Source organism: Paenibacillus sp. IHBB 10380 (genome assembly GCF_000949425.1).
Taxonomy (GTDB): domain Bacteria; phylum Bacillota; class Bacilli; order Paenibacillales; family Paenibacillaceae; genus Paenibacillus_AQ.
In genome coordinates, this window is sequence record NZ_CP010976.1 from 1550705 (window position 1) to 1576350 (window position 25646).

28 protein-coding genes and 1 pseudogene are annotated in these 25646 nt (G+C 38.9%); 19 read left to right on the forward strand and 10 right to left on the reverse strand.

The genetic code is table 11. The features are described 5' to 3' along the window. Positions 1-3: 3 nt before the first annotated feature. From UB51_RS06915 to UB51_RS06930, 4 genes are all read left to right on the forward strand, one after another. Positions 4-1926: a UvrD-helicase domain-containing protein gene (locus tag UB51_RS06915; protein WP_044876677.1), complete on the forward strand. Its 1923-nt coding sequence runs from the start codon at positions 4-6 to the stop codon at positions 1924-1926. A gap of 45 nt (positions 1927-1971) precedes the next feature. Further along, positions 1972-2721 carry a hypothetical protein gene (locus tag UB51_RS06920; RefSeq protein WP_044876678.1) on the forward strand — a complete coding sequence of 250 codons (750 nt, stop codon included), beginning with the start codon at positions 1972-1974 and terminating at the stop codon, positions 2719-2721. 181 nt (positions 2722-2902) lie between these two features. After that, positions 2903-3733 carry an abortive infection family protein gene (locus tag UB51_RS06925; protein ID WP_044876679.1) on the forward strand — a complete coding sequence of 277 codons (831 nt, stop codon included), beginning with the start codon at positions 2903-2905 and terminating at the stop codon, positions 3731-3733. Positions 3734-4093: 360 nt separating this feature from the next. Then, entirely contained in the window at positions 4094-4873 is a 780-nt protein-coding gene (locus UB51_RS06930; protein WP_044876680.1) for a Shedu anti-phage system protein SduA domain-containing protein, read from the forward strand. Between the two features lie 321 nt (positions 4874-5194). On the opposite strand, the gene UB51_RS26925 is transcribed toward UB51_RS06930, so the two are convergent. Next, a complete protein-coding gene (locus UB51_RS26925; protein ID WP_082063059.1) occupies positions 5195-5689 on the reverse strand; it encodes a DDE-type integrase/transposase/recombinase in 495 nt (164 codons plus the stop codon). Continuing rightward, positions 5640-5951 carry a hypothetical protein gene (locus UB51_RS26275; RefSeq protein ID WP_144406971.1) on the reverse strand — a complete coding sequence of 104 codons (312 nt, stop codon included), beginning with the start codon at positions 5949-5951 and terminating at the stop codon, positions 5640-5642. Before UB51_RS26275 ends, UB51_RS26925 begins: the two co-directional genes overlap by 50 nt. Before the next feature lie 115 nt (positions 5952-6066). On the opposite strand from UB51_RS26275, the pseudogene UB51_RS26930 reads away from it, so the two are divergent. Continuing rightward, a pseudogene (locus UB51_RS26930) lies at positions 6067-6252 on the forward strand (DUF255 domain-containing protein); the annotation flags it as partial. 171 nt (positions 6253-6423) lie between these two features. On the opposite strand, the gene UB51_RS06945 reads toward UB51_RS26930, so the two are convergent. Further along, complete coding sequence (locus UB51_RS06945) at positions 6424-6915, reverse strand: DUF2798 domain-containing protein (protein WP_044876682.1); 492 nt, start codon at positions 6913-6915, stop codon at positions 6424-6426. A gap of 422 nt (positions 6916-7337) precedes the next feature. Between UB51_RS06945 and UB51_RS06950 the strand changes: the two genes are divergently transcribed. The 4 genes from UB51_RS06950 to UB51_RS29580 all read left to right on the forward strand — a co-directional run bounded on the left by UB51_RS06950 (position 7338) and on the right by UB51_RS29580 (position 9252). Continuing rightward, entirely contained in the window at positions 7338-7832 is a 495-nt protein-coding gene (locus tag UB51_RS06950; RefSeq protein ID WP_044876683.1) for a hypothetical protein, read from the forward strand. Positions 7833-7923: 91 nt separating this feature from the next. After that, positions 7924-8397 (forward strand): hypothetical protein, encoded by a 474-nt coding sequence (locus tag UB51_RS06955; protein WP_044876684.1) that lies wholly within the window; start codon positions 7924-7926, stop codon positions 8395-8397. Between the two features lie 304 nt (positions 8398-8701). Further along, the gene (locus UB51_RS06960; RefSeq protein ID WP_144406972.1) at positions 8702-8956 is read left to right on the forward strand and encodes a hypothetical protein; all 255 of its coding nucleotides are present in this window, start codon (positions 8702-8704) and stop codon (positions 8954-8956) included. A 68-nt stretch (positions 8957-9024) separates the two neighbouring features. Continuing rightward, positions 9025-9252, forward strand: coding sequence for a hypothetical protein (locus UB51_RS29580; RefSeq protein ID WP_044876686.1), 228 nt, complete (start codon positions 9025-9027; stop codon positions 9250-9252). A 202-nt stretch (positions 9253-9454) separates the two neighbouring features. On the opposite strand, the gene UB51_RS06975 is transcribed toward UB51_RS29580, so the two are convergent. Next, the gene (locus UB51_RS06975) at positions 9455-10567 is read right to left on the reverse strand and encodes a hypothetical protein (protein ID WP_044876688.1); all 1113 of its coding nucleotides are present in this window, start codon (positions 10565-10567) and stop codon (positions 9455-9457) included. A gap of 125 nt (positions 10568-10692) precedes the next feature. On the opposite strand from UB51_RS06975, the gene UB51_RS06980 reads away from it, so the two are divergent. Continuing rightward, the gene (locus UB51_RS06980; protein WP_044876689.1) at positions 10693-10893 is read left to right on the forward strand and encodes a hypothetical protein; all 201 of its coding nucleotides are present in this window, start codon (positions 10693-10695) and stop codon (positions 10891-10893) included. A gap of 53 nt (positions 10894-10946) precedes the next feature. Here the strand turns inward: UB51_RS06980 and UB51_RS06985 are convergent, their stop codons facing one another. Further along, positions 10947-11273 carry a hypothetical protein gene (locus tag UB51_RS06985; RefSeq protein ID WP_044876690.1) on the reverse strand — a complete coding sequence of 109 codons (327 nt, stop codon included), beginning with the start codon at positions 11271-11273 and terminating at the stop codon, positions 10947-10949. Positions 11274-11305: 32 nt separating this feature from the next. Between UB51_RS06985 and UB51_RS06990 the strand changes: the two genes are divergently transcribed. Next, positions 11306-11731: a hypothetical protein gene (locus tag UB51_RS06990; RefSeq protein WP_044876691.1), complete on the forward strand. Its 426-nt coding sequence runs from the start codon at positions 11306-11308 to the stop codon at positions 11729-11731. Positions 11732-11796: 65 nt separating this feature from the next. Here the strand turns inward: UB51_RS06990 and UB51_RS06995 are convergent, their stop codons facing one another. The 4 genes from UB51_RS06995 to UB51_RS07010 form a co-directional block, all read right to left on the reverse strand. Next, positions 11797-12078, reverse strand: a complete 282-nt coding sequence (locus UB51_RS06995; RefSeq protein ID WP_044876692.1) for a YxcD family protein — start codon at positions 12076-12078, stop codon at positions 11797-11799. 5 nt (positions 12079-12083) lie between these two features. Beyond that, on the reverse strand, positions 12084-12509 hold the full coding sequence (locus UB51_RS07000) for a membrane protein (RefSeq protein WP_044876693.1): 426 nt from the start codon (positions 12507-12509) through the stop codon (positions 12084-12086). A gap of 96 nt (positions 12510-12605) precedes the next feature. After that, positions 12606-13154: a PadR family transcriptional regulator gene (locus tag UB51_RS07005; RefSeq protein ID WP_044876694.1), complete on the reverse strand. Its 549-nt coding sequence runs from the start codon at positions 13152-13154 to the stop codon at positions 12606-12608. A 136-nt stretch (positions 13155-13290) separates the two neighbouring features. Next, positions 13291-13860 carry a beta-class carbonic anhydrase gene (locus UB51_RS07010; RefSeq protein WP_044876695.1) on the reverse strand — a complete coding sequence of 190 codons (570 nt, stop codon included), beginning with the start codon at positions 13858-13860 and terminating at the stop codon, positions 13291-13293. A 206-nt stretch (positions 13861-14066) separates the two neighbouring features. Between UB51_RS07010 and UB51_RS07015 the strand changes: the two genes are divergently transcribed. The 5 genes from UB51_RS07015 to UB51_RS07035 all read left to right on the forward strand — a co-directional run bounded on the left by UB51_RS07015 (position 14067) and on the right by UB51_RS07035 (position 19531). Next, positions 14067-15584, forward strand: a complete 1518-nt coding sequence (locus UB51_RS07015) for a carboxypeptidase M32 (protein WP_044876696.1) — start codon at positions 14067-14069, stop codon at positions 15582-15584. A gap of 214 nt (positions 15585-15798) precedes the next feature. Further along, the gene (locus tag UB51_RS07020) at positions 15799-16809 is read left to right on the forward strand and encodes an ABC transporter substrate-binding protein (protein WP_044876697.1); all 1011 of its coding nucleotides are present in this window, start codon (positions 15799-15801) and stop codon (positions 16807-16809) included. 30 nt (positions 16810-16839) lie between these two features. Beyond that, complete coding sequence (locus UB51_RS07025) at positions 16840-17610, forward strand: ABC transporter ATP-binding protein (RefSeq protein ID WP_044876698.1); 771 nt, start codon at positions 16840-16842, stop codon at positions 17608-17610. Positions 17611-17627: 17 nt separating this feature from the next. After that, the gene (locus UB51_RS07030; protein ID WP_044876699.1) at positions 17628-18461 is read left to right on the forward strand and encodes an ABC transporter permease; all 834 of its coding nucleotides are present in this window, start codon (positions 17628-17630) and stop codon (positions 18459-18461) included. Positions 18462-18553: 92 nt separating this feature from the next. Then, the gene (locus UB51_RS07035; protein ID WP_044876700.1) at positions 18554-19531 is read left to right on the forward strand and encodes an aromatic acid exporter family protein; all 978 of its coding nucleotides are present in this window, start codon (positions 18554-18556) and stop codon (positions 19529-19531) included. A 157-nt stretch (positions 19532-19688) separates the two neighbouring features. Here the strand turns inward: UB51_RS07035 and UB51_RS07040 are convergent, their stop codons facing one another. Further along, on the reverse strand, positions 19689-20465 hold the full coding sequence (locus UB51_RS07040) for a polysaccharide deacetylase family protein (RefSeq protein ID WP_052675787.1): 777 nt from the start codon (positions 20463-20465) through the stop codon (positions 19689-19691). A 247-nt stretch (positions 20466-20712) separates the two neighbouring features. Here UB51_RS07040 and UB51_RS07045 point away from each other — a divergent pair, with 247 nt between their 5' ends. The 3 genes from UB51_RS07045 (at position 20713) to mutS (ending at position 25622) form a co-directional block, all read left to right on the forward strand. Next, complete coding sequence (locus UB51_RS07045; protein WP_044876701.1) at positions 20713-21276, forward strand: outer spore coat protein CotE; 564 nt, start codon at positions 20713-20715, stop codon at positions 21274-21276. 296 nt (positions 21277-21572) lie between these two features. Then, positions 21573-22817, forward strand: a complete 1245-nt coding sequence (locus UB51_RS07050) for a putative amidoligase domain-containing protein (RefSeq protein ID WP_052675788.1) — start codon at positions 21573-21575, stop codon at positions 22815-22817. Positions 22818-22853: 36 nt separating this feature from the next. After that, positions 22854-25622, forward strand: coding sequence for a DNA mismatch repair protein MutS (mutS, locus tag UB51_RS07055; protein ID WP_044876702.1), 2769 nt, complete (start codon positions 22854-22856; stop codon positions 25620-25622). The last annotated feature ends 24 nt before the right edge of the window (positions 25623-25646 follow it).

Genomic DNA, 25646 nt, shown 5'->3' on the forward strand with positions numbered 1-25646 from the left:
CTTATGTCATATATTAGTCCGGAAAACTGGAGTCCAGCAGATAGATTCACATTAGAACCGGCTGCAGAAATAGCGGTTAAAGCTGAGATGAATAATCTTATTTTGGCTGGTCCAGGTGCGGGGAAAACGGAGCTACTTGCACAACGCGCTTGTTATCTGCTGCAAACAAATTTATGTCCATCACCTCAGAAAATATTGGCGATTAGTTTTAAAACAGACGCTGCAGAAAACTTGAAAAAAAGGGTAGAGTTAAGGTGTGGTAAGGAACTTGCGTCGAGATTTGAATCAAGAACATTTGATTCATTTGCTAAGCAACTTCTAGACCGCTTTAGATTAGGAATCCCAGAAGCCTATCGACCAGAGAAAGATTACAACATAGTATTTTCTCAAAGAGAAGTACAAGATATTGTCACCAGCTATATACAAGAGCGACATCCTAATCGTCCTAATTGGCAACAGGAAATTAATTTTAGTATTTTATTTAGACGCTTGTCTGAGGATAGATTGCCTATTTATGAAGATGGGGAAGACATCTATACTTGGATTTTAGTAAGGCTCTGGGATATTCTGGTTCATGGAAGAGAAGGGCTTTCAAGCACATTAACGTTTCCCATGATATCAAAACTTGGAGATTATTTACTACAACATAATCTTTTAATTAAAAAGGCGCTTCAGATGACTTATAGTCATGTTTTTCTAGATGAATTCCAAGATACGACCTATCTCCAATATGAGTTAGTTAAGACGACCTTTTTAGGAACTTCTTCAATACTGACAAGTGTAGGGGACGATAAACAGCGAATCATGGGATGGGCTGGGGCACTCTCGGATTCTTTTGAACAGTTCAAACGTGACTTCAATGCAGGTCAAATTGAGCTGACTCAAAACCACAGGTCTGCACCCAGACTTATTGAAATTCAGAACGTTTTGGCAAAAATAATAAATGAAAATTCGACTGACGCTAGCGTTTCAAGTTCACACAGTGAGCAAGAAGGGAAATGTGAAGTTTGGAATTTCCAGACTCATATTGATGAAGCTATTTTTGTAGCTTCAAATATCGTAAAAAGAATTCAGCATGAGGATATAACTCCCCGAGACATTTGTATAATTGTAAAGCAACAAGAACAAGTATATGCAAGAGCAGTAATTGAAGAACTTGGACGACAAGGAGTTCACGCTAGAATTGAAAAGGAATACCAAGATTTGCTTGCGGAAGAGTGTGTGCAACTAATCGTTGATTTTTTTAAACTGGCAACAATGGAAAAAACTCATGAGTCATGGGTACGGGTATCAGAATTGTTAGTTTATGTGCATGGGTATGATCTGGAACTGGACCATCAAAAAATACTAAGGATGGAATTAGATCTTAATGAACACATTTTACAAATGAGAAGTGTTTTAAATCAAGTATCTAACGATGCGGAACTTTGTAAGCAACGAATTGATGAAATTGTTGAGGGGATTTTATCTTTTATAGGAAATGAAAAGCTATTTCGACTATATCCCAAATACTCGAAAGGATCATATTTCAATAAGTTAACCAAAGATACTGCTGAAAAATTAAGCGAGGCATACTTAAAACATTTAAATTGGATTAATAGCATAGCTGATTTTTTAGGGCTATTTAGTGTGCCTATTATGACAATTCATAAGAGTAAAGGGTTGGAGTATGATACAGTCATATTCTTAGGGCTAGAAGATGATGCATTCTGGACTTTTAGAACACAGAGACTCGCTGACATGTGTGCTTTCTTTGTTGCACTATCAAGGGCTAAGAAACAATGTTTCTTTACTTTTAGCAATTCAAGAGAAACATTACGTTTTGGGGACATCCAAGTAAGATCCCAGTCCAGTAATAATATTTCATCTCTATATCAGTTATTGCAAGAGGCTAATGTTGATGTTAGAGAATTTAATAATGTTTAATTCCAACTCAAAATTTTGTTAATAATATGGAGGATGAAAAGTTGTATGAAAGTCATTGGAATTGATCTATCTGTTCTTATCATTGCAGTGATAACAGCCTACATAGGCTATCAGTTTAATCATCGCTCTAAAAAACGAGATGCTTTTTTGAAAGAATTGATTAATAGCTATAATGAAGTATATTTTCCGATGTTTGAGCGGCTATCTATCATTATTGAAATAGAAGAGAAACCTCGAAAACTGGAATTAATTGATTCATTTATGCAAGAGCATTTAGGGACTGCTTCAAAGATTCGTTTTATAGGCTCTTCATTTATATTGGACTACTTTTATAAATTAAGAGAAGCATACTCAAAGTATAAGAAAGAAAGTAATAGGGGAAATGAACGCAAACTGTTGGAAAAGGTACAGGGATTCTATATTATGATTGAAGATGAATATCGGAATGCTCATGATATTATCTATGAAGATTATAAGCAGTTTGTGAGTGATACGTTTAATAATCCGTTTTTTGTCGTTTTGTCGAGTATATTTAGAATCTTATATCATCTATCTGTATTTTTATTCTGGATTAGTGCACTAATTCTTTATTATACAATTTCTCATCTGATTATACCTATTGATTGGGTTCCTGAATGGTGGAATATTGGTACCGCATTATTGTTATTAGGATTAGCAACCATGCTGTTTGGTATCATGATGATGTTTAAAGAAATGGTTATGAAGAAAAATAGAAGAGAAAGTAAAGTTGTGAAAAATTTGAAGGGGAGAATAAAAAGAATATTCTGCAAATGATTTTTTTAACTGTTTTTGATTAAATCAACTTGTTTTTCTCATATTGAGACAGTTTAAAGCTAAGGCGAAGTATTGAATCTTATTCCTCCTTTAAGATGTAGAGTTGGTATCTATTAGAACGATTTCAAGTTCGAATTTTGTGTTTCAGTCAATTGGTTTACCAAGAAGGGAGGGGAGCTGTTTGAAAAAGACAGCACCATTAACAGATGCAATTATCATTGCAGTGTCTAAACTAATTGATGATGCCCAAGCAGACGTTAAACGTGAGCCGAGCCATTATGATCTTGATATGCTTTTAAAAAAAGTAGGTCTTGCTCATGCAGACCCAAGGACACAAGGCCAGCAAGTAGGGAAATCTAAACGTATCCGAATTGCACTCAATTGGGCAATTGAAAAAGATTTTAACTCCGGGGAACGGTTAGTTGGATTTTTAATAAGCAATATAAGGGGCTATGGTGGATTCAGGTCCGAATCAAAAAATTATTGTGGAAAAGAGCCAATAGACAATCTGATTGATGTATTCAAAAATGAGGGCTACTTGTTAACGCTGGATGGTGAGCTTAAACCGATACTACTGGATAACATAAACGAAAAAGATATGACGGAAGCTCTATTTGCATACGCTCAACGCGCACGGAAGGGAGCAGAGGATGCTGCACTATTACTAGGGACAGGAAAGGATTTATTGGAGGCTGTTTCTAAACATGTATTAACAGTAAAATCAATAAATTATCAAACCAATAGCTTTCCCTTCATTTTAGCTCAGGCATTTATTGCATTAGGAATGGTCACTTCTCAGCATACCGCCCAGCCCAATGAAGCTATAACAGCTAAATATGAACGTGCTCTATATGATCTTGGCTGTGCAATTAACAATATGAGAAATAAAGAAGGTACTGGACACGGTCGACCATTTATGCCCACGATAACACAAGCAGAAGCATATAGTGCTATTCAGTCAATTGGAATTATCTCAGATTACATGATAAGAAAATTGAAACAGGAAGTATAAGCTCTAAAGCTATAACAATTGTGTATGAGCTTGCAAGATTTAATGGTAAAAAAGCTTGCAAGAAGTATTTTAGAAGAATGTGCAAATATAAGATATGTATGAACTCAATCAAATCGGGGCGGACCGTACAGTGAAAAAGTTTTAGATAAGCTGCTTGAAGATATTACACCTCCGAAGAAGGATCGTATTTAAAGCAAATAACTGGGGTATCCACAACAGGGGCGCATACATCAAAATTCTAAACAAAAGGATAACGGCAATCTTGCCCCATCTCGCTTGATCAAAATACGAAGAGGAACTCATGCTTGGGATAGCACAAATAACTGTTAATCTACTTGAAACGGAAGAGGGTAACATTCAATGAAAGTATATGAAAGAGATTACACTGTTTTAACAAGTACTGAGAGAAGCGAGTATGATCTAATTCTAGAGAAAGAAAAAGTCGATAGACTAGGTGAGTTAGATATTAGAGTGAACCTTTTTAGGAAATATCCTAAAGCAGCCAGACATTTTTTGAGCCTTTTTCCGAACAATTATTTAGATACTGTAGATTTAGAAAATAGTGAAGAAATTAAATCTGTAGTGAACCAGTTCTTAACAATGTTGAACGATGGTTCAATTACTAATGAGCGTGAAATTGCAAGATTTATTCAAGAAATCAAAGCGTATTATATACTAGGTTCAATTTTTAATTATTATGATTTTGGACATCACGAAGCTTTCATATTTCCTGAATTTCAACTAAGTTCTACTTACAAAGTTGATTATCTATTAATTGGTCGTAACTCTGATGGTTACTCTTTTATTTTTGTAGAACTTGAACATCCTGAAAAGCAAATCACTTTGGCAGATGGTGAACTTGGAAATGCTTTTAGGAAAGGAATAAAGCAAGTAAAGGATTGGAGAAGTTGGATCTTTGGAAATTTCTCAACTTTAACTAGCACTATTATAAAATATAAACATCCAGATAAGCAATTACCTGATGAATTTTATACATTTGACCCTACTCGATGTAACTACGTTGTAGTTGCTGGAAGAAGGGAAGATTTAAATGATACTACTCGTAGAATTAGACGAGAGCACCTTGAGGAACAAAAAATCAGGCTTCTTCATTATGATAATATTTGCGATATACGTTAGCTTTAATTGAGAAACGTAATTACTAAATCGGCATAAGGACCCTGCTCTGGAAGAAATTCCAACGAAAAAGAGAAAGGAGATAGTATGTTTAATAATAATATTGAGTTACTAAATAGTTGCTCTGATGATCTCATATTTATTCAAAATATGAGAAGGGTATACCTTACACATCCTTTCACAAAAGCAAAATCTGTTAAAATGTGGCTGGATTCTTTTAATACCAGAATATTAAGCATAAATCTCGTAGGAAGTATAGAGTTTTTAATTCGTGTATGGCGAGATAAAGTAAGTGATATTGATACCTTTTCAAATCAGGGCTGTTCAAGAGATAATATAAAACCTAGGATGATAAACGAGGAATTTAGTAATGCGTAGGCCAGAAGTTTTTCCGTATATAACCAACACCATTTGCCACTTTTCCTTTTGTTCGCGGGCGATAGGGCTGCAACGACGAAGAATGGATCCATGATGGTTGGCGAACTTTGCAAATCTCTCGTTCCATATGACTTCACCTTGTTCGTCTTGTCCGACGGCAACGGTCTTCATATTGTCATACAAGCAGGTTCTTGTTATCCATCCAAAGTACGCCATAGCTCGTTCATGGCAGCCGATAAGCGTCTGTACTTTCTCATCTTCTGTATATCCCACATACAACGTGCGCGAATAACCAAGTACCATAACAAACGCATATAACCGCTTTTGGGATTGATTCCAATCTACTCGAAAGTGACCCCAGTCAACCGATGCTTGCTCGCCTGGTTCGGTCTCAAAGCGCTCGATAGCCTTGGAAGAAATGATGGGCTTCAGTGGCCTCATAAATTAGCGAAGGGTGGTAAATGCCCCCAATGTATCCATTTAGTTTTATCTCGTCGTATATGACCACTGCGTTTAGACAACCATCTTCCATACGCTGACGTATATAGTTCTTATATGCATCCAGTTTGCCAATTCTTTTGTTAGTACGTTGATAACGGTTGGGTTCATCTTGCTCTAACCATTTTCGTATCGTCTTCGGATCTCTTCCTAATTCGTTAGCAATATGTGTGACATACATACCCTTCGCATTTTCCTTGATCACAAAAAACTCCCCATTCTTGACCATATATTTCTCTTCTCTCGGAGAGTATGTTGGATAATTATGGGAATTTTCAACTGCTGGTATTAGGTATTTTACAATTGATGTTCACAACATATTGGAGAACAGAGAAGGAAAAAATTCTAATCGATTACTACAAGAAAAATCACCATACTTACTTCAACATGCCCATAACCCAGTAGATTGGTATTCAGGGGGCGAAGAAGCCTTTGCGAAGGCAGTAGCAGAGAATAAGCCTGTGTTCTTATCTATCGGCTATAGCACCTGCCACTGGTGTCATCTACATTAAATACAGTATTTGTATTAAACAGCTCTGCTAATTATATAAATCCAAAGACACACCGACCTTACAATAAGGTGGGTGTGTCAGTAGGAGCCGAGAATTTCGTCTAAATACGATATTCACGCATCGACGAGAGAAAGACGCAGATATTCAATGGATCAAAGATAATGATTAATTGTATTCAAATTTAGGTTGAGTACTGTTTTTTTTTATAAATTTAACAAGTACCCATCTTGCTAATGGACCCACGACTAACAGTTGAACTGGATACGCAACTACAAAGTTTTGAATGAACAACATAAAATAATTTTTTAGTAGTGGACCTTCAAGACTGTTACTTAATAAAGCAGTGATTAGACCAAAAACGGACATACAAATGACCATACCAGTTACCATACAAGTTGAAACAGCAAGAATAACGTATACTTTTTTAGATTTATCATAAGGTAGCTTAAATGCAATTCCTCTCGCAATAGGTCCAACGATAAACGACTCTAATAGAAAGGCAACGATGAAAGTTAGAGCAAAATGCAATAAAGCACTCGACACTGTGAGCGTGCTCAATAATCCTTCCCTATACATGTTGTAGAAAAACATAACAAATACCATACTGAAAACCATCATTAAACCAAAATAAATACCTTCTCTTTTATTGCTCGGCAAATTCAATCTTCCTCTCTTTTTTGGGTAAGTTGTTATTATACCTAGATAAAATTTTCTTCATAAGTGAACTCTTTGTGATATTTCATCTTACACGTGCAAATATTTTTTGACCTTGTTTGATAGGGATCATAAAAATGAAGTCTTCCAAAAGGACGATGCGTTGGGAATTCGTCGATACGTTTCCAGATAGGGTTGTGGAATTAGATTTAAATTATGAAAATACTTACAAATACATTGGTCTTTGTAGTTTATGTCTTTTTTTATTCTCGTTGGGTAATATTAACTTAGAAGTATTGCCGAAAGAGAGGGTTTCATAATGGAACTCAAAGAAGGCCAACAGCCTAATCGCGCCTTATCCAGCACAAAAAGAACTATATATCCCTAGAATACATCAACAAGGCACAGGTGTTAATAGTCCTAAATTGGCTTGTGGACCATCAACAGGTGCAATGATAGCAAATTATTACAAGTCCAAAGGCTATAATATTCGAGGAAGTTCTTATTATGGCTCAGATGCGAAATTAGTTAATCATTTATATTCGGAGATGAATAGCGGAATGTGGGGAACTACTCTAACAAATTTTGCTTCTGGTCTCTTTACGCACTTAAGACACAATGATAGTCCTACTATTTGGAGAGGGTTAGCATATTCAGACTCTACTGCACATTTCGTTGAATATAAGGATGCTATTTATACAGATAGACCTGTTACAATTAGGTATGATTATTTCACAAATAACCCAGAAGATATAAATTATCATTTTGTGGTAGGAATGGCTTATAAGGCAGTAAATGGTTCAGATTATTTTGGAATAAAAGATCCAGACGGTGGACCAAACAATACTAGCACAAATTACTATAGCTGGTCTTCTCACTCTGGAGATTTCGCAATGCACTTAACAATACCACAATATTAGTTGGAATTTAAGCATAAGATGTTCGTTGTTTGGGGGCGTCTTATGCTTATTATAAATGGTTTATAGCACATTGATTGAGGTGGTGAAGTTCTTGAAAAAAGGTTATATTTATTCATTGGCAATTGTTTTTCTAGTTAATCTTATTCTTATTTTTCTAGTTGATTTATTTACTATTAAAATGAGTCCAAGTGGGCATATATCTGGTAATGGTAATCTTGGAATAATTTTATGGTTTTTTGAAATACCTTTATTCCTAGTGTTTCTTTTATTGTTTATTTTTTGGAAAAATATAAAATTTATCAATTTCATATCGTCAGGATATACCTTAGGAGTTGATGTCATTTTATTAATAGTTACCATTCGCCTTCAGTATGTTTTTGCTAATGGTATATATACGAAAATAGCAGGTAAAATTGATACCTATGGAACTGTTAACCAGTACACGAATACAATATTTATTAACTACTACACTTTCTTTATTGGGGTGATTTCAACATTATTTATTATGGGTGTGTTCTGGAAGATAAATAAAAGACAAGACAGACTCTCCAATTTAACCAGTTAGGTTGAAGAGTCTTTCATATTAATAACGTTCAAATTTGTGAAATACTATGTATTCAAGAAGTATAAGCAAAAACGTTATGTGTTCACCATAGATGAAATTTGGCAGGATTTCAAAAGATATTTTCAACCAAGTGGCTAAAATGATCCTACCAAATCAGAAAAGATGTTTCGCTACTATTTAGATAAGGCTTCAAATAAAAATACTTTTGACTTTGGTCAACATGATTGCAGAGAGGTTTGTTACTTTTCAATGACTCCAAAGTACACATTATCAACAGAGGGGTGAAATAAACGGATTGTATAACATGAAAATACATAATTCATTCTATCTATATAGTGTTGATGAAATAGATAGAATGAGAGATATAAATGATGAAATTAAAATGTTAGGATTTAGTAACTTTGGATATGGTGCGCCAACACTTTTTTCAGGCGGTATAGGATACTTCTACATTTCACCGATTGGTGAAGGGATGCCAAGCAAGAATGGAGCTAAACTAACTGATCAAGATAAATGGATCGGCGCTAAGTTGCCAGTAGAGGTACAAACGCTTTTATAAGAGTATGTAGCGATTATGCGTAAATGATCCTTATGAAATGCTTATTTCAGAAAAAGAGATATATTTATATGAAGTTAGAAATCCACTTTAAAGAATTAAGCTTAAAAGGTGGATTTAGATCAGAGCCTAAATTTCCGACGCCGCACAATCTGTTATTTCTCTTGTCTTATGCCAAGGCTTATGATGAGCCTCATGCTATTCATATGGTATCGAGAACGATAGAGAGTATGTATCGTGGTGGGCTGTATGACCATATTGGCTTTGGGTTCTCAAGGTATTCTACCGATGAGAAGTGATTGGTGCCTCATTTTGAGAAAATGCTATACGACAATGCACTACTCGCGATGTTTTTTAGAAGGCTATCAGGTGACGGAGGAGAGATTGTTCGCAGAGGTAGCGGAGACAATCCCAACAGACATATGATTAATTATGTGTTGTTTTTATTAATAAGAGCACTGGATACATATTTCTCAAGAAAAAAAGGTGGGATAACCCACCTTAATTAGACCATGACTTTAGAATTCCATCGTAAAAATATATATAAGAATTATCATATACCCACTGCTCCATATGCAAATTCGAGCTAGTGTAACTATTAATATCATTGGGACCTCCCCAAGACATTAAAACTTGATCTTTATTCATCCCAATAGATATCTTTTGTTTGACAATGTTATTCCATACATTTTGTGACCAATCTGGGTGTGTTTTTTTTGGGTCTGTAGTATAGAACCCATCATGTATTGGAGCGGAAGGATATCCACTCACAGGTAGTTTAAAGGTAACCATTTTTCCACTAGTCCTTTTTGCTTGAATTACAATATTCTCATCTCTGACATCAACAGACATAAAATAGACTTTTTCAATATTATTTAGTGGGTTTGAATATGGCAGTGAAAGATTTGCCCAATAATACTTATTTTTAAAACCAGTTTTTACTGTTTTATACTGAAAATATAAACAAAAACCAGAAGGGTCAGAATCGTATATTGTTTCATTAAGAGTCTTTCCGTCATTAAGTAGAATAGTTACATCTATTAAATCATAACCGGAATATTCCATGTCAATAATCCAGCCAACCTTATTTCCTTTGTACACAAAAACCTTTTCACCCATGTACCAAACCACATCATCAGGAACCTTGTTGAGTTTATTTATCATAACATTGGATTTATCAAATCCTTCTGTGTTACTCCAGATAAATATAGTAGAGGCTTTTTCTATGTACTTAGCTTTATATCCAGTTATTGTAAGAAATTGTTTTGTGTTTATGTAAGACACATTCTCATATATCTGATATTTAGTTTTATTAAGTTTGAAGTTTCCTTTGGGCGAGTCAATTAACAATGTACCATTTTTATACGAAACGTTAACTTTCTCAAGGTTTGACAACAATTTAACAGGAATATACACTTGATCATTGTTTGCTAGATAAGCTTTATGTTTTAGTATTTTAATCTTTCCGTCAAAGAAGACCGCTGTCTTTTCTGGTGCATATGAATGAGACAATTCGTATCCTGTATCAGCGTGAATAGCTTTTGGTAAAATAAAAGATCCTAGAATTAGAAAGCAAATCAAAATCAAGATAATTTTAGTGATTACTTTAGACATTATTATTAACCTCCAGTTTAGTAGTTCCTATGGAATAGTACCACGAACCTAATGTCTAAGCTAGAAGAATATGGGTAGCACGTACTATCAAATGAACATTTCTTAGAGAAAAGGAGAAAATAATAATGGACTTTGAAAAAGAAATTAAATCAATTTATAACAGTGGGCTTGGAGGATTCATTAATCCTTGGAATGCTATGAGTCAAATTGGAAATGTTTTAAAACGTCAAACAAATACAGTTAGTTTTGGAAATGGAACTGTATTTACAAATGATGGAATTATCGGGGAATTAGTTAATGGAAGTATGATAATTACCAATGAATAACCTCATGAAAATATCGTTTTACAACAAGAAAAAAGGGTGAAGATAGCATACCCTTAATACTCTATCTTTTCATATGTTACTTTTCCCGTGACTTTATGTACTTTGTACCACTTATATATATGTACTCTTTCTGGAAAGTCCTCATACGCCCCTACGTAATAGTAATTATCATCTTGGCTATCAACCATATAAATTACTTTAAGTTTTACTTTTTCAGTTTTCCTGAAATAATCTCCAACAAGAAACATTGCTTTAGTTTCGGTAATTTGTGTTACCGTTGGTTGTTTTCCGATATATAAATTATTTTCTTGTAATCCAACCTTCTCCCCAATAGATTCTCCAATAGAATGTAACAAGCTGTAAAAGATGAATCCAATCAAATGGATTTTTCCCTACGGATAAGGAAGGAAATATGATTTTCAAGAAAGACATTACACAAGATGAGACTCTTCAAGCGTATGCAGATCGGCAACTACACGTATTTGCAGGTGCGGTAACGCATTACCCTACTGGACATGCTATGTTCTTGATGGCAGCCATGCAGCCATTCCAGGGGGGCAAAGAGATCGTCCTAAGTGGGAAGGTGAGTGATCCGGTCCTACAGTCCATGATTGCAGCTGTACAGCAAGTCCATATCCCGGGAGCTAGCATTATCGTTCATTGGGAGGGTGAGGAAGGAGAATCTTTAAGAAGTCTTCTTCCTCATGTGGCAGATAAAAAGGCTATTCAGGGACGTGCAACGGCCTATCTATGCCAGCATTTTGCTTGCAGGAAGCCCATCATAACACTCGAAGCACTTCGTGAATCGTTATCGAACTTAAAGTTTCTAAGTCAGTAGAGTCATGTAAAAAGGGTTGTCCAATAAGTCTGTGAAGACTTATTGGACAACCCCTTATTTAATATTTATTCGATTGTTACGATGGCTGTGATCTCTTCATCTAGATCAAGTGTCACTTGCTCACGATAAGCGCGAACTTGGTATTCACTCTGTAGATAACGAAGGATTGCTTCGATCATGTTGGATTCTACTAAGAATTGGCTTCGACCTTCAGCCCATACCTCAGCGGAATACCCGCTGTCTTCATCCCAGCTAAGCTCGACCTTTACATCTGTTGGTCGAATTCTTTTGCGTTCAGCGATGTGAAGACAGATGGCGTTAATGATTTCATCCATACTTAGAACCATATTAATCAGTACCTTCCGTCACGATCATCAGCAGGTTTGCGACGATTCTTGTATGCTCTGAATCCTGCACGTGCGATCATGAAGAGAACATAAATAGCTAGCATATTAATGACCAATCCCATAAAGTCACCCATGAAGCCCATGTTACCGAACATGCCGCCGAATAACATTCCTGCTAAACCACCGATCATTAATCCCTTCATCAAGCCACCGCCGCTAAAAAATCCACGTTTAGCAGTCGTTCCAGAATTGGTATTAGACTTCGATTTCGACACATTGTTGTTCGTTGTTGATTTCTTAGGTGTGTTCGTAAAAGATTTAGTACCTGACTTGAAACCACCACCACCGCCACGTCTTGCGTCTACACTAGATGGTGCAATTGTTGCGAATATTAGTGTGAAAGCCATAACAATCATAATCCATTTCTTCATTGAGTAGAGTACCCTCCTAAGGTATAATGTGTATTTTTACTTTACGCATAAGATGTAATACGTAAGAGATGATTCAAAGTTTCAAAATTAATATAATTAGAGTTGTTGCTGTTTCGTGCGTTGATTTTTTAAAGTTTCTAACATCATACGGGTCCACTCAAGTCCTGCTGACACGCTGTAGACACCCTTTTGTACGAGTAAATAATCATAAAATTCATGATTTCCGAACTCCCGTTTCTCCTCAGGCATATCTTCTAATAGAAGATTGAAAATATTTAAGCGTTTAAGGTAATAGGCTTCTCTCCTCTCAATAATATCAATAGCATTGTCAATGTTAGTCATCCACATACAATATGTTTTCATAGACAATTCATCACGTGTGATGGGATCCGCTAGAGGAAGATACATCCACTCTTTTAGCATACGAATTCCATCCTCTGTGATATTATAAATTTTCTTGTCGGGTTTCTCACATTGTTTGATCCAAGTAGAGGTCAGAAGATGATCAGACTCCATTTGAGATAGGATGGGATAGATCTGACTATGCTTAGCAGGCCAATACGGTTGAAGCTTCAGCATAAGATCGTAACCAGAGTAAGGGGCCCGCGAAAGAAAGGCCAGCAAACCGTAAGAGAGTGTATTCATGAGTCTATAGCTCCTAAAATGAATAAATTTTGCAATACGAAAAGTGTACACTTAAACTGTATGCTTAGCAACCAATGGATCATCTTGACATAAAAAAGACACGAAAGGAAATCTTTCGTGTCGGATGAATGAAATACTAACCCAAATGATCATATCCATCTATCACAAGTTCCAAAGACCCCGTCTCTGGGTCAATGATCATGCCGTGTACAGGTGTGTTAGTGGGTAGTAATGGATGTTTATTAATGACACCTACAGTATGAATTATACCTTCTTTTATGTCGCTAAATCCTCGCAACCATTTCGTTAATTTAATCCCAGAATTCTCAAGTGTGGACAATACAGTCTCGGGAATGCCACGTTCTTTCATTTTATTTATCATGTGGTCCGCATTCAAGGCCGCCATACCACAATCTAAATGACCCACAACAAATACTTCATCTGCGTTTAGTTCATATATAGCGACAAGCACACTCCGCATAACACTTCCAAATGGTTGTGAAATGATTGCTCCAGCGTTTTTGATGACTTTTACATCACCATTCTTAAAGTTCATTGCTTTGGGTAGCAGTTCTACTAGGCGAGTGTCCATACATGTTATGACAACAATTCTTTTATCTGGGAATTTGCCAGTTAGATAGGGCTCATATTCTTTGTTCTCTACAAATTGACGATTGAAATCCAAAATTTCGTTAATGTGACTCATAAGGCATCTCGCCCTTCCTTTGGAATGGTTTATAAATGATTGAATAGGGTTAATTATCTGAAAAAGGCATTCGTAAAAGGTGCTTGCACAACGATCGAATGATGTACTCCTTCAAATTAAGGATATGTGTTAAAGTTGATTATACTTTTTGCAAAAAGTATCATCAAGAGGTAGAAGAAAAATAATTTGTGAGGTGAACCAAAAATATGGCAAATGATGTAAAATTAAAATTGGAACAATTTAAAGAACTGGTTCGAAAAATACGAAGTTATTACGAGGCAGTAGCTTTGCTTCATTGGGATCTTCGGACAGGTGCTCCACGTAAAGGGGCAGAAGTTCGCTCAGAAACCATAGGGATGTTGGATACAGAAATGTTCAAACTTCAAATTTCAGATGAAATGGGAGAGTTCTTGAAATATTTCTCCAACCCTAGTGTCGCTGAACAACTAGATGATATCGACCGGAGAATCGTTCTTGATTGTCAAAAAGAGTACGACCGCAGTAAATTAATTCCAGCTAAAAAGTTTCAGGAATACTCAGTGCTAACCGCACACGCCCAGACTCTTTGGGAGGAAGCTAAAGAGAATAGTGACTTTGAAGGCTTTGAACCTCATCTAAGTAAAATTGTAGAGATCAAGCAGGAGTTTATCAATTACTGGGGAGTCAAAGGAACGCGTTATGACACACTCATCGATATGTATGAGCCTGATATGACTGTGGAGAAGCTGGATCAGGTGTTCAGCAGACTTCGTGGTAGATTGGTTCCTCTTCTTGAAGCTATTAAGGCATCGGGAAATAAGCCGGAGAGCGAGTTCTTAAATCAAATATTTGAGAAGGAACAACAAGAGAAATTTGGATTGTTTATATTAGAACAGATGGGCTATGATTTCGAGGCAGGCCGTCAAGATGAAAGTGTACATCCATTCGCGACAGGATTGAACCCAGGCGATGTACGGATCACAACTCATTATCTGCAAGATGATGTGACGAGTGCATTGTTCAGTTCCTTACATGAGGGTGGACACGCTCTATATGAACAAAACATTGATGCAAGCTTGGCAGGAACTCCACTGGCCGAAGGTACGTCTATGGGGATTCATGAGTCTCAATCTCGCCTTTGGGAGAATATGATTGGTCGTAGTCGTTCATTCTGGGATCGGTATTATAGCGATTTACAGCAACATTTCGGACCCCAACTGCAAGATGTGGAGATGGAAGACTTCTATCGTGCAGTGAACCGTGTTGAGAATTCTCTAATTCGCATTGAAGCGGATGAGTTGACTTACAATCTACATATTATTATTCGTTATGAGATTGAGAAGATGTTATTTAACGAAGGATTGTCTGTCAAAGATCTACCTAAAGTGTGGAATGAGAAATACGAGGAGTATCTTGGAGTTACACCTCCAAATGACGGATTAGGTGTCTTGCAGGATGTTCACTGGTCAGGTGGGGACTTCGGTTACTTCGCATCCTATTCTCTTGGTAATATGTATGCAGCACAAATTGTGAATACGATGCGTAAGGAATTACCACAATTCGAACAATTTATCGCGAGTGGTGAATTGTTGCCGATCAAAGAATGGCTTACAGATAAAATCTATCGTTATGGAAAGAGCCGTACACCGTCTGAACTTATACTTGCCATTACAGGCGAGGACTTGAATCCAGATTATCTAGCTGATTATTTGGAGGAGAAGTATAAAGAAATCTATAAGCTGTAATTCATCACATCACTATAAAATAATATAATATAACAGCTTCTAAACAACCCTTTGCGATCATTGCAAAGGGTTGTTTATTGATCTATATAAGTTAGATTAAAGAAATGAGAGGAAGAAAGGGGACATAGCGATTCATTTATGCGGGATATTTTAACCTTTTTTAGGCTGATGCATATGTTGGTTTATATCAATAAAGAAGAATGGAGGGATGACGATGCGGAAAGGAACGAAAAGCTTAGCGGCTGCGATATCTGTGCTTCTCTTGTGCAGTATTGTGGCTACGGGATGTGGTGATAAGATTTCTGTAACCAAGGTGAAGATTGGTGAAGTGACTCGATCGGTATTTTATGCTCCTGAGTATGTCGCTTTGGAGAAGGGATTTTTTAAGGAAGAAGGGTTAGACGTTGAACTCCAAACGACTTTTGGTGGAGATAAGACGATGACCGCGTTGTTATCAAATGCTGTAGATGTGGCACTTGTAGGTTCGGAGACGTCGATTTATGTGTATCAGCAAGGATCGGAGGACCCTGTTATCAACTTCGCTCAATTGACACAGACGGACGGAACCTTCCTTGTTGCTAGGCAAAAGAGTGGAACATTTGCTTGGGATCAGTTGAAGGATAGCACTTTTCTTGGACAGCGTAAGGGTGGAATGCCTCAAATGGCAGGAGAGTTTGCACTGAAGAAGCAGGGGATTGATCCTCATCAAGATCTGGAATTAATTCAGAATATTGAGTTTGCCAACATTGCAGCTGCCTTTGCGTCGGGTACAGGTGAATATGTACAGCTATTCGAACCCCAAGCCTCTATTTTTGAAAAAGAAGGAAAAGGGCATGTGGTAGCTTCCTTTGGGGTGGAGAGCGGACATCTTCCTTACACGGTGTTTATGGCGAAACAAAGCTTTATCAAGAAAAATCCGGAAACGGTACAGAAATTTACGAATGCTGTGCAGAAAGCTCAGACTTGGGTAGCGGGACATAGCCCCGAAGAGATTACAGATGTTATTCTGCCTTATTTTAAAGATACAGATCGTGATATTGTCATCTCTGCGGTCAAGAGGTATCAAGAACAAGGGACATATGCGACGGATCCGATACTTGACGATAAGGAATGGAACAATCTTCTAGATGTTATGGATAGCGCAGGAGAACTGAAGAATCAGGTAGCACACGAAGCCATTGTAGACAATAGTTTTGCTGACAAAGCTAAATCTTCCTCGAAGTAACTTGGCTTTTCAATGGAAAGGAGAGTGCTCATGCTTCCCGTTGTTGAATTGAATCATGTCGCACACGTCTACGTTACGGACCGAGAGGCCTCTCTAGCTGTAAATGATCTTCAAATCTCCGTAGCTGAGGGCGAATTCGTCAGTCTTGTAGGTCCTAGTGGCTGTGGGAAGACGACTATTCTATCTATTATTGCGGGGCTCGTTATTCCGACTCTTGGTGAGGCTCTTATATATGGACACAAACTGGAGGGACCTTCTCCTGAAGTAGGGTATATGCTCCAACAAGATTACTTATTTCCTTGGCGAACTATTATGGATAATGCGCTGCTAGGGCTGGAATTAACCAATAGATTAACATCTGAAAGTAAAGAGATGACCTCAAAGTTATTAGAAGAAATGGGACTCGCAGGTAAAGAAAGGTTCTATCCATCACAGCTCTCAGGGGGGATGCGGCAACGGGTAGCACTCGTGCGCACGTTAGCAACAGAACCCGGTCTATTATTGCTTGATGAACCGTTCTCTGCGCTCGATTATCAGACGAAGCTCCAGCTGGAGGATCTGATCGTAAAGACTTTACGAGCTCGAGACAAGACGGCTGTGCTCGTCACTCATGATTTATCTGAAGCGATTGCGATGAGTGATCGTGTAATTCTTCTAGATCGAAACCCGGGAACGGTTCGTCGGATGTTCGAAGTACCGGATAATATACGTGATGCACTTCCTTTTGATGCGCGTGATCAAGTGGGATTTCAAGAGCTTTTCCATGAAATATGGAGCGAAATGGAAAGTACAAGTGCATAGAGGGGGTGTTGGCCAACATGAGCACGAGGAGTGATAAGGGCCTGCCTGTAGAGCAAAGTTGGCTTGATGAAATATACCAAGAACAACTAAAGCACCAAAAGAAACAGCGCCGCAGCGTGTTCTCTGTACAAATGGGAATATTGCTGCTCTTTTTCACCTTGTGGGAGACGGCTGGGCGTTTTAAATGGATTGATATACTTTTATTTAGCTATCCAACCCGAATATTCGAACAAATCTGGAAAGATATCGTGAGCGGAGAGTTATGGGGGCATCTAGCAATCACTGTAGGAGAGACGGTTGTTGGGTTCATTCTAGGGACATTGTTAGGAACCCTGCTTGCCGTGCTGATCTGGTGGTCGCCGTTCTTATCCAAGGTGTTAGATCCTTATATGGTTGTGTTCAATAGTATGCCGAAGGTTGCTCTAGGGCCTCTATTTATTGTCATATTCGGCGCTGGGTTTGCAGCTATTGTTATTACAACGTTATCGGTCATTGTGATTATCACGACGCTTGTCGTCTACAATAGCTTCTCAGAAGTGGATGCTAATTTAGTTAAGGTGGTACGAACGTTCGGAGGCTCTAGATCCCAAGTATTTCGTAAAGTGATCTTTCCAGCCTCTTTTCCGGCCATTATTTCTACTTTGAAAGTTAACGTAGGTTTGTCTTGGGTAGGCGTTATTGTCGGAGAATTTCTAGTCGCGCAGATGGGTCTTGGATATCTGATTATTTATGGATTTCAAGTGTTCAATTTCACGCTTGTATTGGCTAGTTTATTTGTAATCGCTGTTGTCGCTACATTGATGTATCAGCTTGTTGTGTATTTGGAGCATAAGTTAGTGTCGCACAGGTAAATATTAATGGGGTGACATGTCACATTGTACAGAACAATAAAATTTAGTACCATGAGAAGACATTTGATAATGAACAGAAGAGGGGCGTTCTCATGGGGTTTCGAGTGATCAAAACAGCGATTGCCACGCTAATGTCCATTTTGATTGCTAACGCAGTGGGGATTCCTAGTCCTCAATCAGCGGGTTTACTGGCAATACTTGGTGTGGAGGTGACGCGCAAAAGAAGTCTTAGGACGGTTACGGCTCGTTTTTTTGCCTCACTAGTGGGGCTTCTTTTTGCGTGTGGCTTGTTCGCACTATTTGGATTCCATTTCTGGGTACTTGCTCTATATGTTTTGTTCGGATTTCCTCTGATTGTGAAGTCCAGCTTCAAAGAAGGTATTGTAACGAGTTCAGTCGTAGTATTCCGTGTGTTTGGTAGTGGGAATGTGTCATTGGATACGTTGCTCACACAAATAGAATTACTTGTCATTGGACTAGGGTCTGCGATGATTGTGAATATGATCTATATGCCAACAGGTGGAGAACAGATGATGGATATTCGCAAAAAAGTGGACGGACTGTTCGCCGTTATTTTCAGTCATGTAGGTCGTACGCTACGCGATCCGAATTACATATGGAATGGAAATGAAATTATTGAAGCGGGTAAAGCCATCCAGAGTGGGGCTCAAGCATCCAATCGTGCGATGGAGAACCAGTTGGTTCATCCAGATGAGGCGTGGAATATTTACTTTTATATGCGAAGAGAACAACTAGATTTGATAATGCTGATGATGCAGATCATTGCAGAAGTGTACCAGAAGCTTCCACAAGCCGATTTAGTAGCCGAGCTGTTCGAACAATTAAGTGGTGATGTGACTGTAGAACAATACACAGGGCGTACAGAACAATTACTAAGTCAATTGGAACAGGATTTTAAGAAGATGGATCTTCCGACAACGAGAGAGGAATTTGAAGTTCGATCCTCTATTCTACAACTGTGCCGTGAACTATCTTTGTATCTAAAAATAGCTAAGAAAAACAAAACCTCTGTGCCAGAGCCAGAGAAAACAAGAGCGTTCTTCTTGTAGATATGTGGAAGTCATGAAGAAAGGCCCAGAGCTCAAAAGAGTCTGGGTCATATTTTAAAATATAAGGAAGGTTAAGTTTTCACTATACTTTGCTTATATTTCTAAGAGAACCGTCTTCGCCGTCCTTTTACGGACGGCGAAGCTGTTTCTTTTTGTTTTAATTAGTAACTTTCATATGCTTGTCTGAGTTTGAGTCTTTGTTCTTTAGCAGCTCAGATACGGTAACGAAGGAATATCCCCTTCGCTTAAGTTCAGGTAAAATTTTGGCTAGAGCTTCAACGGTTTGAGAGCTCTTATAAACATAATCGTGCATAAGTATAATATCTCCATTATGTACGTTTTTGAGTACTTTGTTTACAATTTTGCCTACACCTGGGCTGGTCCAATCCTTGGTATCCTGATCCCATGACCAGAGGATCATTAATAATTCATTTTCTTTACATATATTCACAGCCAATTCATTATAGCTTCCACCAGGTGGACGATATAGCGTTGGTTTGTGACCCGTGGCCTTATAGATAATCTCTTGTGTTCGATCTAATTCCGATCGCAATCCTTGGATGGAGGCTTGTCTGAAAGTAGGATGAGAGTAGGAATGGTTTCCAATTTCATGTCCCTCTTGTTGTGCCCTCTTAACGATATCAGGTAACTTTTCTGCGCGATTACCGACAACAAAGAAAGTGGCCTTTGCTTCATATTGTTTCAGTAATTCAAGAATTTTCGGAGTTCTTATAGGATCAGGTCCATCATCAAAGGTTAGTGCAATTAGCTTCTTATTGGCTGTCGGTACTTCCCATACGATGTCTCCGCGTTTCTCATAATACTCTCTCCCTTTACTGAAAGTAGAATTGGGCTCAGCAAAGGTAATGTTTACACATAATAAATTTATAGTTATAAACATGAATATTACGCGAGCTTGTTGTACTCTATTCATTGTACCCCCACCTTTAATATGTTCTAAATAACAGAACGCTATAGCGTCTTTCGGTGTTATTGTTTACGGTAATGAAATCTAATATTCAGAATAGATAATGAAAAGACATTTTCTGATTAATCATAAGAGAATCCTTTGCAATTACGTTATATTTGATCCGAAAAATTTATTTATACTAATATATTCAACATTCGCCCATGTCCTGCATACACTTAATAGTGAATGATTGTATGGAGGAGGTTCAAAGATGTCATTAAGCCGTAAACATCAATGTAGAGAGATTATAACGAAAGCGATCTGCGGCAAAGGTCGTAAGTTCTCTACCGTAACACATACCGTAACTCCGCCTCATAACCCGACTAGTATACTAGGTGCTTGGATTATAAATCACCAGTACGAAGCGGTTGCAGCTGGAGACGGAATTGAAGTTATTGGTACTTACGATATCAACATTTGGTATTCCTATGACAGAAACTCTCAAACCGACGTTGCGAAGGAATCAGTACCCTATGTAGATTTTGTTCCGCTATCGTATCTAGATCCCAAACACCGGACTTCAACGGTAGAGGTCTCTGCGGAGGCATCACAGGAACCAAGTTGTGTTGAAGCCAGTGTATCTTCAGGCGGAGGAAGTGTCCTCATCCGCGTTGAGAGAGAGTTCTCAGTAGAACTAGTAGCTGAGACGAAAGTATGCGTACAGATCTGCACGAATGGCTGTGGAGATTATGAAGACAAAGAATTTGATTATTCGGATGATGGAATTGTAGATTACGATGAGCTAGACCCCGATTCACTGGATGACGACCTGTAGAATCGGGAGTAGTATCGAGGAGTATACAGTAGTATATGTAACGAGGGCGGCGGCGTAAGGGCGTATGCCCTCCTTTTTTGTTTTTATTATTGGATATAAGTGCGAGTTCAAAAAGTCGACTATTCAGCACCGAGAAGGTGAGTTCAGACCGAAAAAGGAGTAGCGGAGTGTAGTCAAACCTACATGAGCAACGGACTTCGAGGGTTGAACTCAGATTCGATGCCGAATATTCTTCTAGCGCTACTTCGTGATCAATAGTTGACTTTTTGAACAACCTCTATAAGGTGGGGATGAAATTGAATCAAGGCGTTCGTCGCTATGAGTCCATGCCCCTAGCTGTTCGGCATGCTTGGCTCATTCGATCGGGTATAGAATCACATCTACTGCCGCTCACGTCGGTACACGATCAGACCACATTTCGTAGTAGATATGTTGTTCAGGTATATCATTTACGCGGTTTCCACATTAGTATGGTTGAGAGTGGGAGATCGAAAGGGATAAGAAGGACATTATTTCCGATGTCTGAAGGTACACATGAGCTGAACCCATTATTGAGGCGTCTTGAAAAGACTGCGATTCGATGCTTATACACTTTGGGATTATCAGATGGTGAGGTTATCCTCTCGGCTTCCGGGGAACGATGGTATGCCCTTGAACAGATTACCCCTGCCTCGAAACTGACAGATCCCCAATGGGTTAGATTGTATAAGCAACAGGCAAGAGGCGTGCGTCTTGCACTTCAGGCTGAAGAAGTACAAGGGTTCCAGCTGATGATGGGGATGGACCCTGAATTTCTGTTGGTAGATCAGACGGAAGGGAAGATGATTCCTGCTTCTCAATTCCTTGATCGTGAAGGTGAGGTAGGATGTGACGCTGTACATATGGAGGGAATGACAACCTACCCTGTAGCTGAGCTACGCCCGAATCCAAGCATGCAGCCGCGAGGATTGTTGGTGGAACTAATGCATGCTATGGCCACGGCCAGCTATTTGATTCATGACCGTTCGCTCATTTGGCAGGCTGGGGGAATGCCCATCCCTGGACTTCCCTTGGGAGGACATTTACATTTCAGTGGGATTCTGCTGACCCCGTCACTTCTACATGTCTTAGATAACTACTTAGCTCTTCCTATAGTGTTACTAGAGGATACATCATGTCTAACTAGAAGACCCAAGTATGGCTTTTTAGGTGACTTTCGAAGACAACCCCATGGAGGGTTTGAATATCGTACACTGCCTAGCTTCCTAATCTCTCCACTTGTGGCAAAGGGTATTGTATATATGGCTTATTTACTTGTAGGAAATTACAAACAGCTCGTCCGTCGTCCTCTCAATCGTGAATCAATTCATAAAGCTTACTATGAGGGCAATAGACAAATCTTACAGGATTGTCTTCATCCCCTATTTCAAGATATGATATCTCTTACGGACTATCCACAGTACGCTAAATATATTGATCCCCTTATAGACCATATGTTACGGGGTAATACATGGGATGAATCAAGGGATATCCGTCCGCTGTGGAATGTTCCTGTGCTATAATAAATAACAACTTAAGCATAAATACGGGGGTAAGTCATGGCCAACTATACGCCAATGATTGAGCAATATTTGAAAGTAAAACAACAGGCTCAGGACGCATTTTTATTTTTTCGTCTTGGCGATTTCTATGAAATGTTTTTTGAAGATGCGGTGTTAGCTTCTAAGGAATTGGAAATTACCTTAACGGCTCGTGCAGGTGGGGAGGAGAAGATCCCGATGTGCGGTGTTCCTTACCATGCAGCCGAAGGCTATATCCAGCGCTTAATTGAAAAAGGATACAAAGTCGCAGTTTGCGAACAATTGGAGGAAGCCTCTGCCACGAAAGGGATGGTGGAACGTGGAATTGTCCGCATAATAACGCCAGGTACTGTGATGGAAGGCAAAAATATAGCGGACAAATCTAACAACTACATCGTATGTACGGTTGAAACAGGCGGTATGATGAGTCTGACTGCCTGTGACTTATCTACGGGGGAACTCTATGTGACCTCTGTGCCTTCCTCATTAGAGTGGCTACGTGACGAGATTAATATCTATGAACCATCCGAGATTATCGGTGATGAGAGCGTCTTGGAAAGTATTCGTTCATTACAGCTTCAGGGGAATCGTCCAGTAGTCTACACGCCATGGAGCAGACGTGATGAGAAGTTAGTACGAAGTCAATTCGGGGAAGCCGTATGGGCGCGGTTAGATCAAGAGCGACAGGTTTGTATTTCTGTACTTATCTCTTATCTAAGTGAGACTCAGAAACGTTCACTCGGACAGCTCACACAGATTTCGCCATATGAACCAGGTCACTACATGATTCTCGATCCATTTACGCGGCGTAATTTAGAGCTTGTAGAGACGGTTAGAGAAAGATCGAAGAAGGGTTCACTGCTATGGTTATTAGACCGTACAGAGACGTCTATGGGGGCTAGGCTGCTTAGACGTAGAATTGATAAGCCACTTTTGCATGTTAGCCGGATTGAGGAACGACTTGAAGCGGTGGAATTATTATATAATCAGCTTATTCTAAGAGAAGATTTACGTGGTTCTTTAGGGAAAATTTATGATCTAGAGCGTTTGGTGGGTAGAATAGCTTTTGGGAATGCAAATGGACGTGATCTTACGGCTCTTAAAGTATCTTTAAGACAAATTCCTTCGCTTAAAGAATTATGTGCTTCTTCTTCATCTCGTACACTTGGCAAGATCGCAAGTGAGATGGATGCCTGTGTAGATTTGTGTGATGACATTGACCGAGCGATCGTTGACGAACCGCCAATATCCGTTCGAGACGGAGGACTCATTAAGCCTGGGTACCATGAGCATTTAGACGAATTGCGTGAAGCGAGTATGAATGGAAAGCGATGGATTGCGGAACTTGAAGCTCGAGAGCGAGTAGCTACGGGCATTAAGTCATTAAAGATTGGTTTTAATAAAGTGTTTGGTTATTACATTGAAGTGACTAAATCTCACATTGCTTCGTTGCCAGAAGGTAGATATGAGCGCAAGCAGACACTGGCGAACGCTGAGCGTTATGTAACACCTGAACTGAAAGAGAAAGAAGGACTTATTCTCGAAGCTCAGGACAAGATGGTAGATCTAGAATATGAACTCTTTACAGAGCTGAGAGATAAGCTCAATGCTCAAATCCCTCGTCTACAGAATCTTGCTGAGAAGGTTGCGGAGCTTGATGTATATCAATCTTTAGCTGCAGTTAGTGCCGAGCAGGGCTTTGTGAAGCCAACGCTTACAGATGATTACAATCTGATCATTGAAGGTGGCCGGCATCCCGTTGTTGAAGCGGTCATGAAAGATTCTTCTTTTATATCAAATGCCACAGAATTGACCCGTGAATCTGCGAATATCCTGCTTATTACTGGACCCAATATGGCTGGTAAGAGTACGTATATGCGTCAAGTAGCGTTGATTTCCATCATAGCTCAGATTGGTTGCTTTGTACCGGCCTCCTTTGCCAATATTCCGATGATTGATCGGATATTTACTCGGATTGGTGCTGCGGATGACTTAATCGGTGGCCAGAGTACTTTTATGGTGGAGATGGCTGATATTCAAGTGATGACTGAAAAAGCGACACCACGAAGCTTGATCATTATCGACGAGCTTGGACGGGGTACATCTACTAGTGAGGGTATGGCTATCGCTCAAGCTGTGATCGAATATGTACATGATCGTATTGGTTGTAAAGCTCTCGTCTCGACTCACTTTCATGAATTGTCACATATGGAGGAAGGGTTGAGCGGTCTACGTAATTATTCCATGTCTGTACAGGAAAGTGGCGATAAAGTACATTTTCTTCGGAAGTTAATTCCAGGTGCTGCGGGCAGTAGCTATGGCATATATTGTGCACGTCTGGCTGGCTTGCCAGGGTCCATTATTGATCGTGCGAACACGTTATTAGATAACTTAGAACAAGCAACATCACAGATTGCGGTTGGATTGGAGCGGAAGGCTGAAATCAGCCATAACCCAGTTCAGAAGGAGAATCAAAACTCTGGCATTCCCGCGATGGAATTAGGAAATTCAGTAAACTCAGGAGATGTTACTAAGCAGCAAGTGCTAGAGCAGACTGATGGGTATCATCTTGAGTCACTTGATATAGCTAGCGATGTTGTACAGCTTTCTATTTTTGGTGAGGAAGATTTGAAGGTGAGCAAGAAAGCTAACCCAGTAATAGCGCCTATGGATCGATCAGTAGCCGACATTATTGCGTCTGTCAAAAATGTAGATCTTATGAACATGACACCTTTACAAGCGATGCAGATTCTACATGAACTCAGTGTGAAGGTGAAGGGCCTATAAACGTTGTAACGTGAGATCAAGATG

Bases quoted from the DNA above. Each gene is read 5' to 3' on its own strand.
- UB51_RS06915 (WP_044876677.1), top strand. From the start codon at position 4: ATGTCATATATTAGTCCGGAAAACTGGAGTCCAGCAGATAGATTCACA.
- UB51_RS06920 (WP_044876678.1), top strand. From the start codon at position 1,972: ATGAAAGTCATTGGAATTGATCTATCTGTTCTTATCATTGCAGTGATA.
- UB51_RS06930 (WP_044876680.1), top strand. From the start codon at position 4,094: ATGAAAGTATATGAAAGAGATTACACTGTTTTAACAAGTACTGAGAGA.
- UB51_RS26925 (WP_082063059.1), bottom strand. From the start codon at position 5,689: ATGAGGCCACTGAAGCCCATCATTTCTTCCAAGGCTATCGAGCGCTTT.
- UB51_RS06960 (WP_144406972.1), top strand. From the start codon at position 8,702: ATGAAAATACATAATTCATTCTATCTATATAGTGTTGATGAAATAGAT.
- UB51_RS29580 (WP_044876686.1), top strand. From the start codon at position 9,025: ATGAAGTTAGAAATCCACTTTAAAGAATTAAGCTTAAAAGGTGGATTT.
- UB51_RS06975 (WP_044876688.1), bottom strand. From the start codon at position 10,567: ATGTCTAAAGTAATCACTAAAATTATCTTGATTTTGATTTGCTTTCTA.
- UB51_RS06980 (WP_044876689.1), top strand. From the start codon at position 10,693: ATGGACTTTGAAAAAGAAATTAAATCAATTTATAACAGTGGGCTTGGA.
- UB51_RS06990 (WP_044876691.1), top strand. From the start codon at position 11,306: ATGATTTTCAAGAAAGACATTACACAAGATGAGACTCTTCAAGCGTAT.
- UB51_RS06995 (WP_044876692.1), bottom strand. From the start codon at position 12,078: ATGGTTCTAAGTATGGATGAAATCATTAACGCCATCTGTCTTCACATC.
- UB51_RS07000 (WP_044876693.1), bottom strand. From the start codon at position 12,509: ATGAAGAAATGGATTATGATTGTTATGGCTTTCACACTAATATTCGCA.
- UB51_RS07005 (WP_044876694.1), bottom strand. From the start codon at position 13,154: ATGAATACACTCTCTTACGGTTTGCTGGCCTTTCTTTCGCGGGCCCCT.
- UB51_RS07010 (WP_044876695.1), bottom strand. From the start codon at position 13,860: ATGAGTCACATTAACGAAATTTTGGATTTCAATCGTCAATTTGTAGAG.
- UB51_RS07015 (WP_044876696.1), top strand. From the start codon at position 14,067: ATGGCAAATGATGTAAAATTAAAATTGGAACAATTTAAAGAACTGGTT.
- UB51_RS07020 (WP_044876697.1), top strand. From the start codon at position 15,799: ATGCGGAAAGGAACGAAAAGCTTAGCGGCTGCGATATCTGTGCTTCTC.
- UB51_RS07025 (WP_044876698.1), top strand. From the start codon at position 16,840: ATGCTTCCCGTTGTTGAATTGAATCATGTCGCACACGTCTACGTTACG.
- UB51_RS07030 (WP_044876699.1), top strand. From the start codon at position 17,628: ATGAGCACGAGGAGTGATAAGGGCCTGCCTGTAGAGCAAAGTTGGCTT.
- UB51_RS07035 (WP_044876700.1), top strand. From the start codon at position 18,554: ATGGGGTTTCGAGTGATCAAAACAGCGATTGCCACGCTAATGTCCATT.
- UB51_RS07040 (WP_052675787.1), bottom strand. From the start codon at position 20,465: ATGAATAGAGTACAACAAGCTCGCGTAATATTCATGTTTATAACTATA.
- UB51_RS07045 (WP_044876701.1), top strand. From the start codon at position 20,713: ATGTCATTAAGCCGTAAACATCAATGTAGAGAGATTATAACGAAAGCG.
- mutS (WP_044876702.1), top strand. From the start codon at position 22,854: ATGGCCAACTATACGCCAATGATTGAGCAATATTTGAAAGTAAAACAA.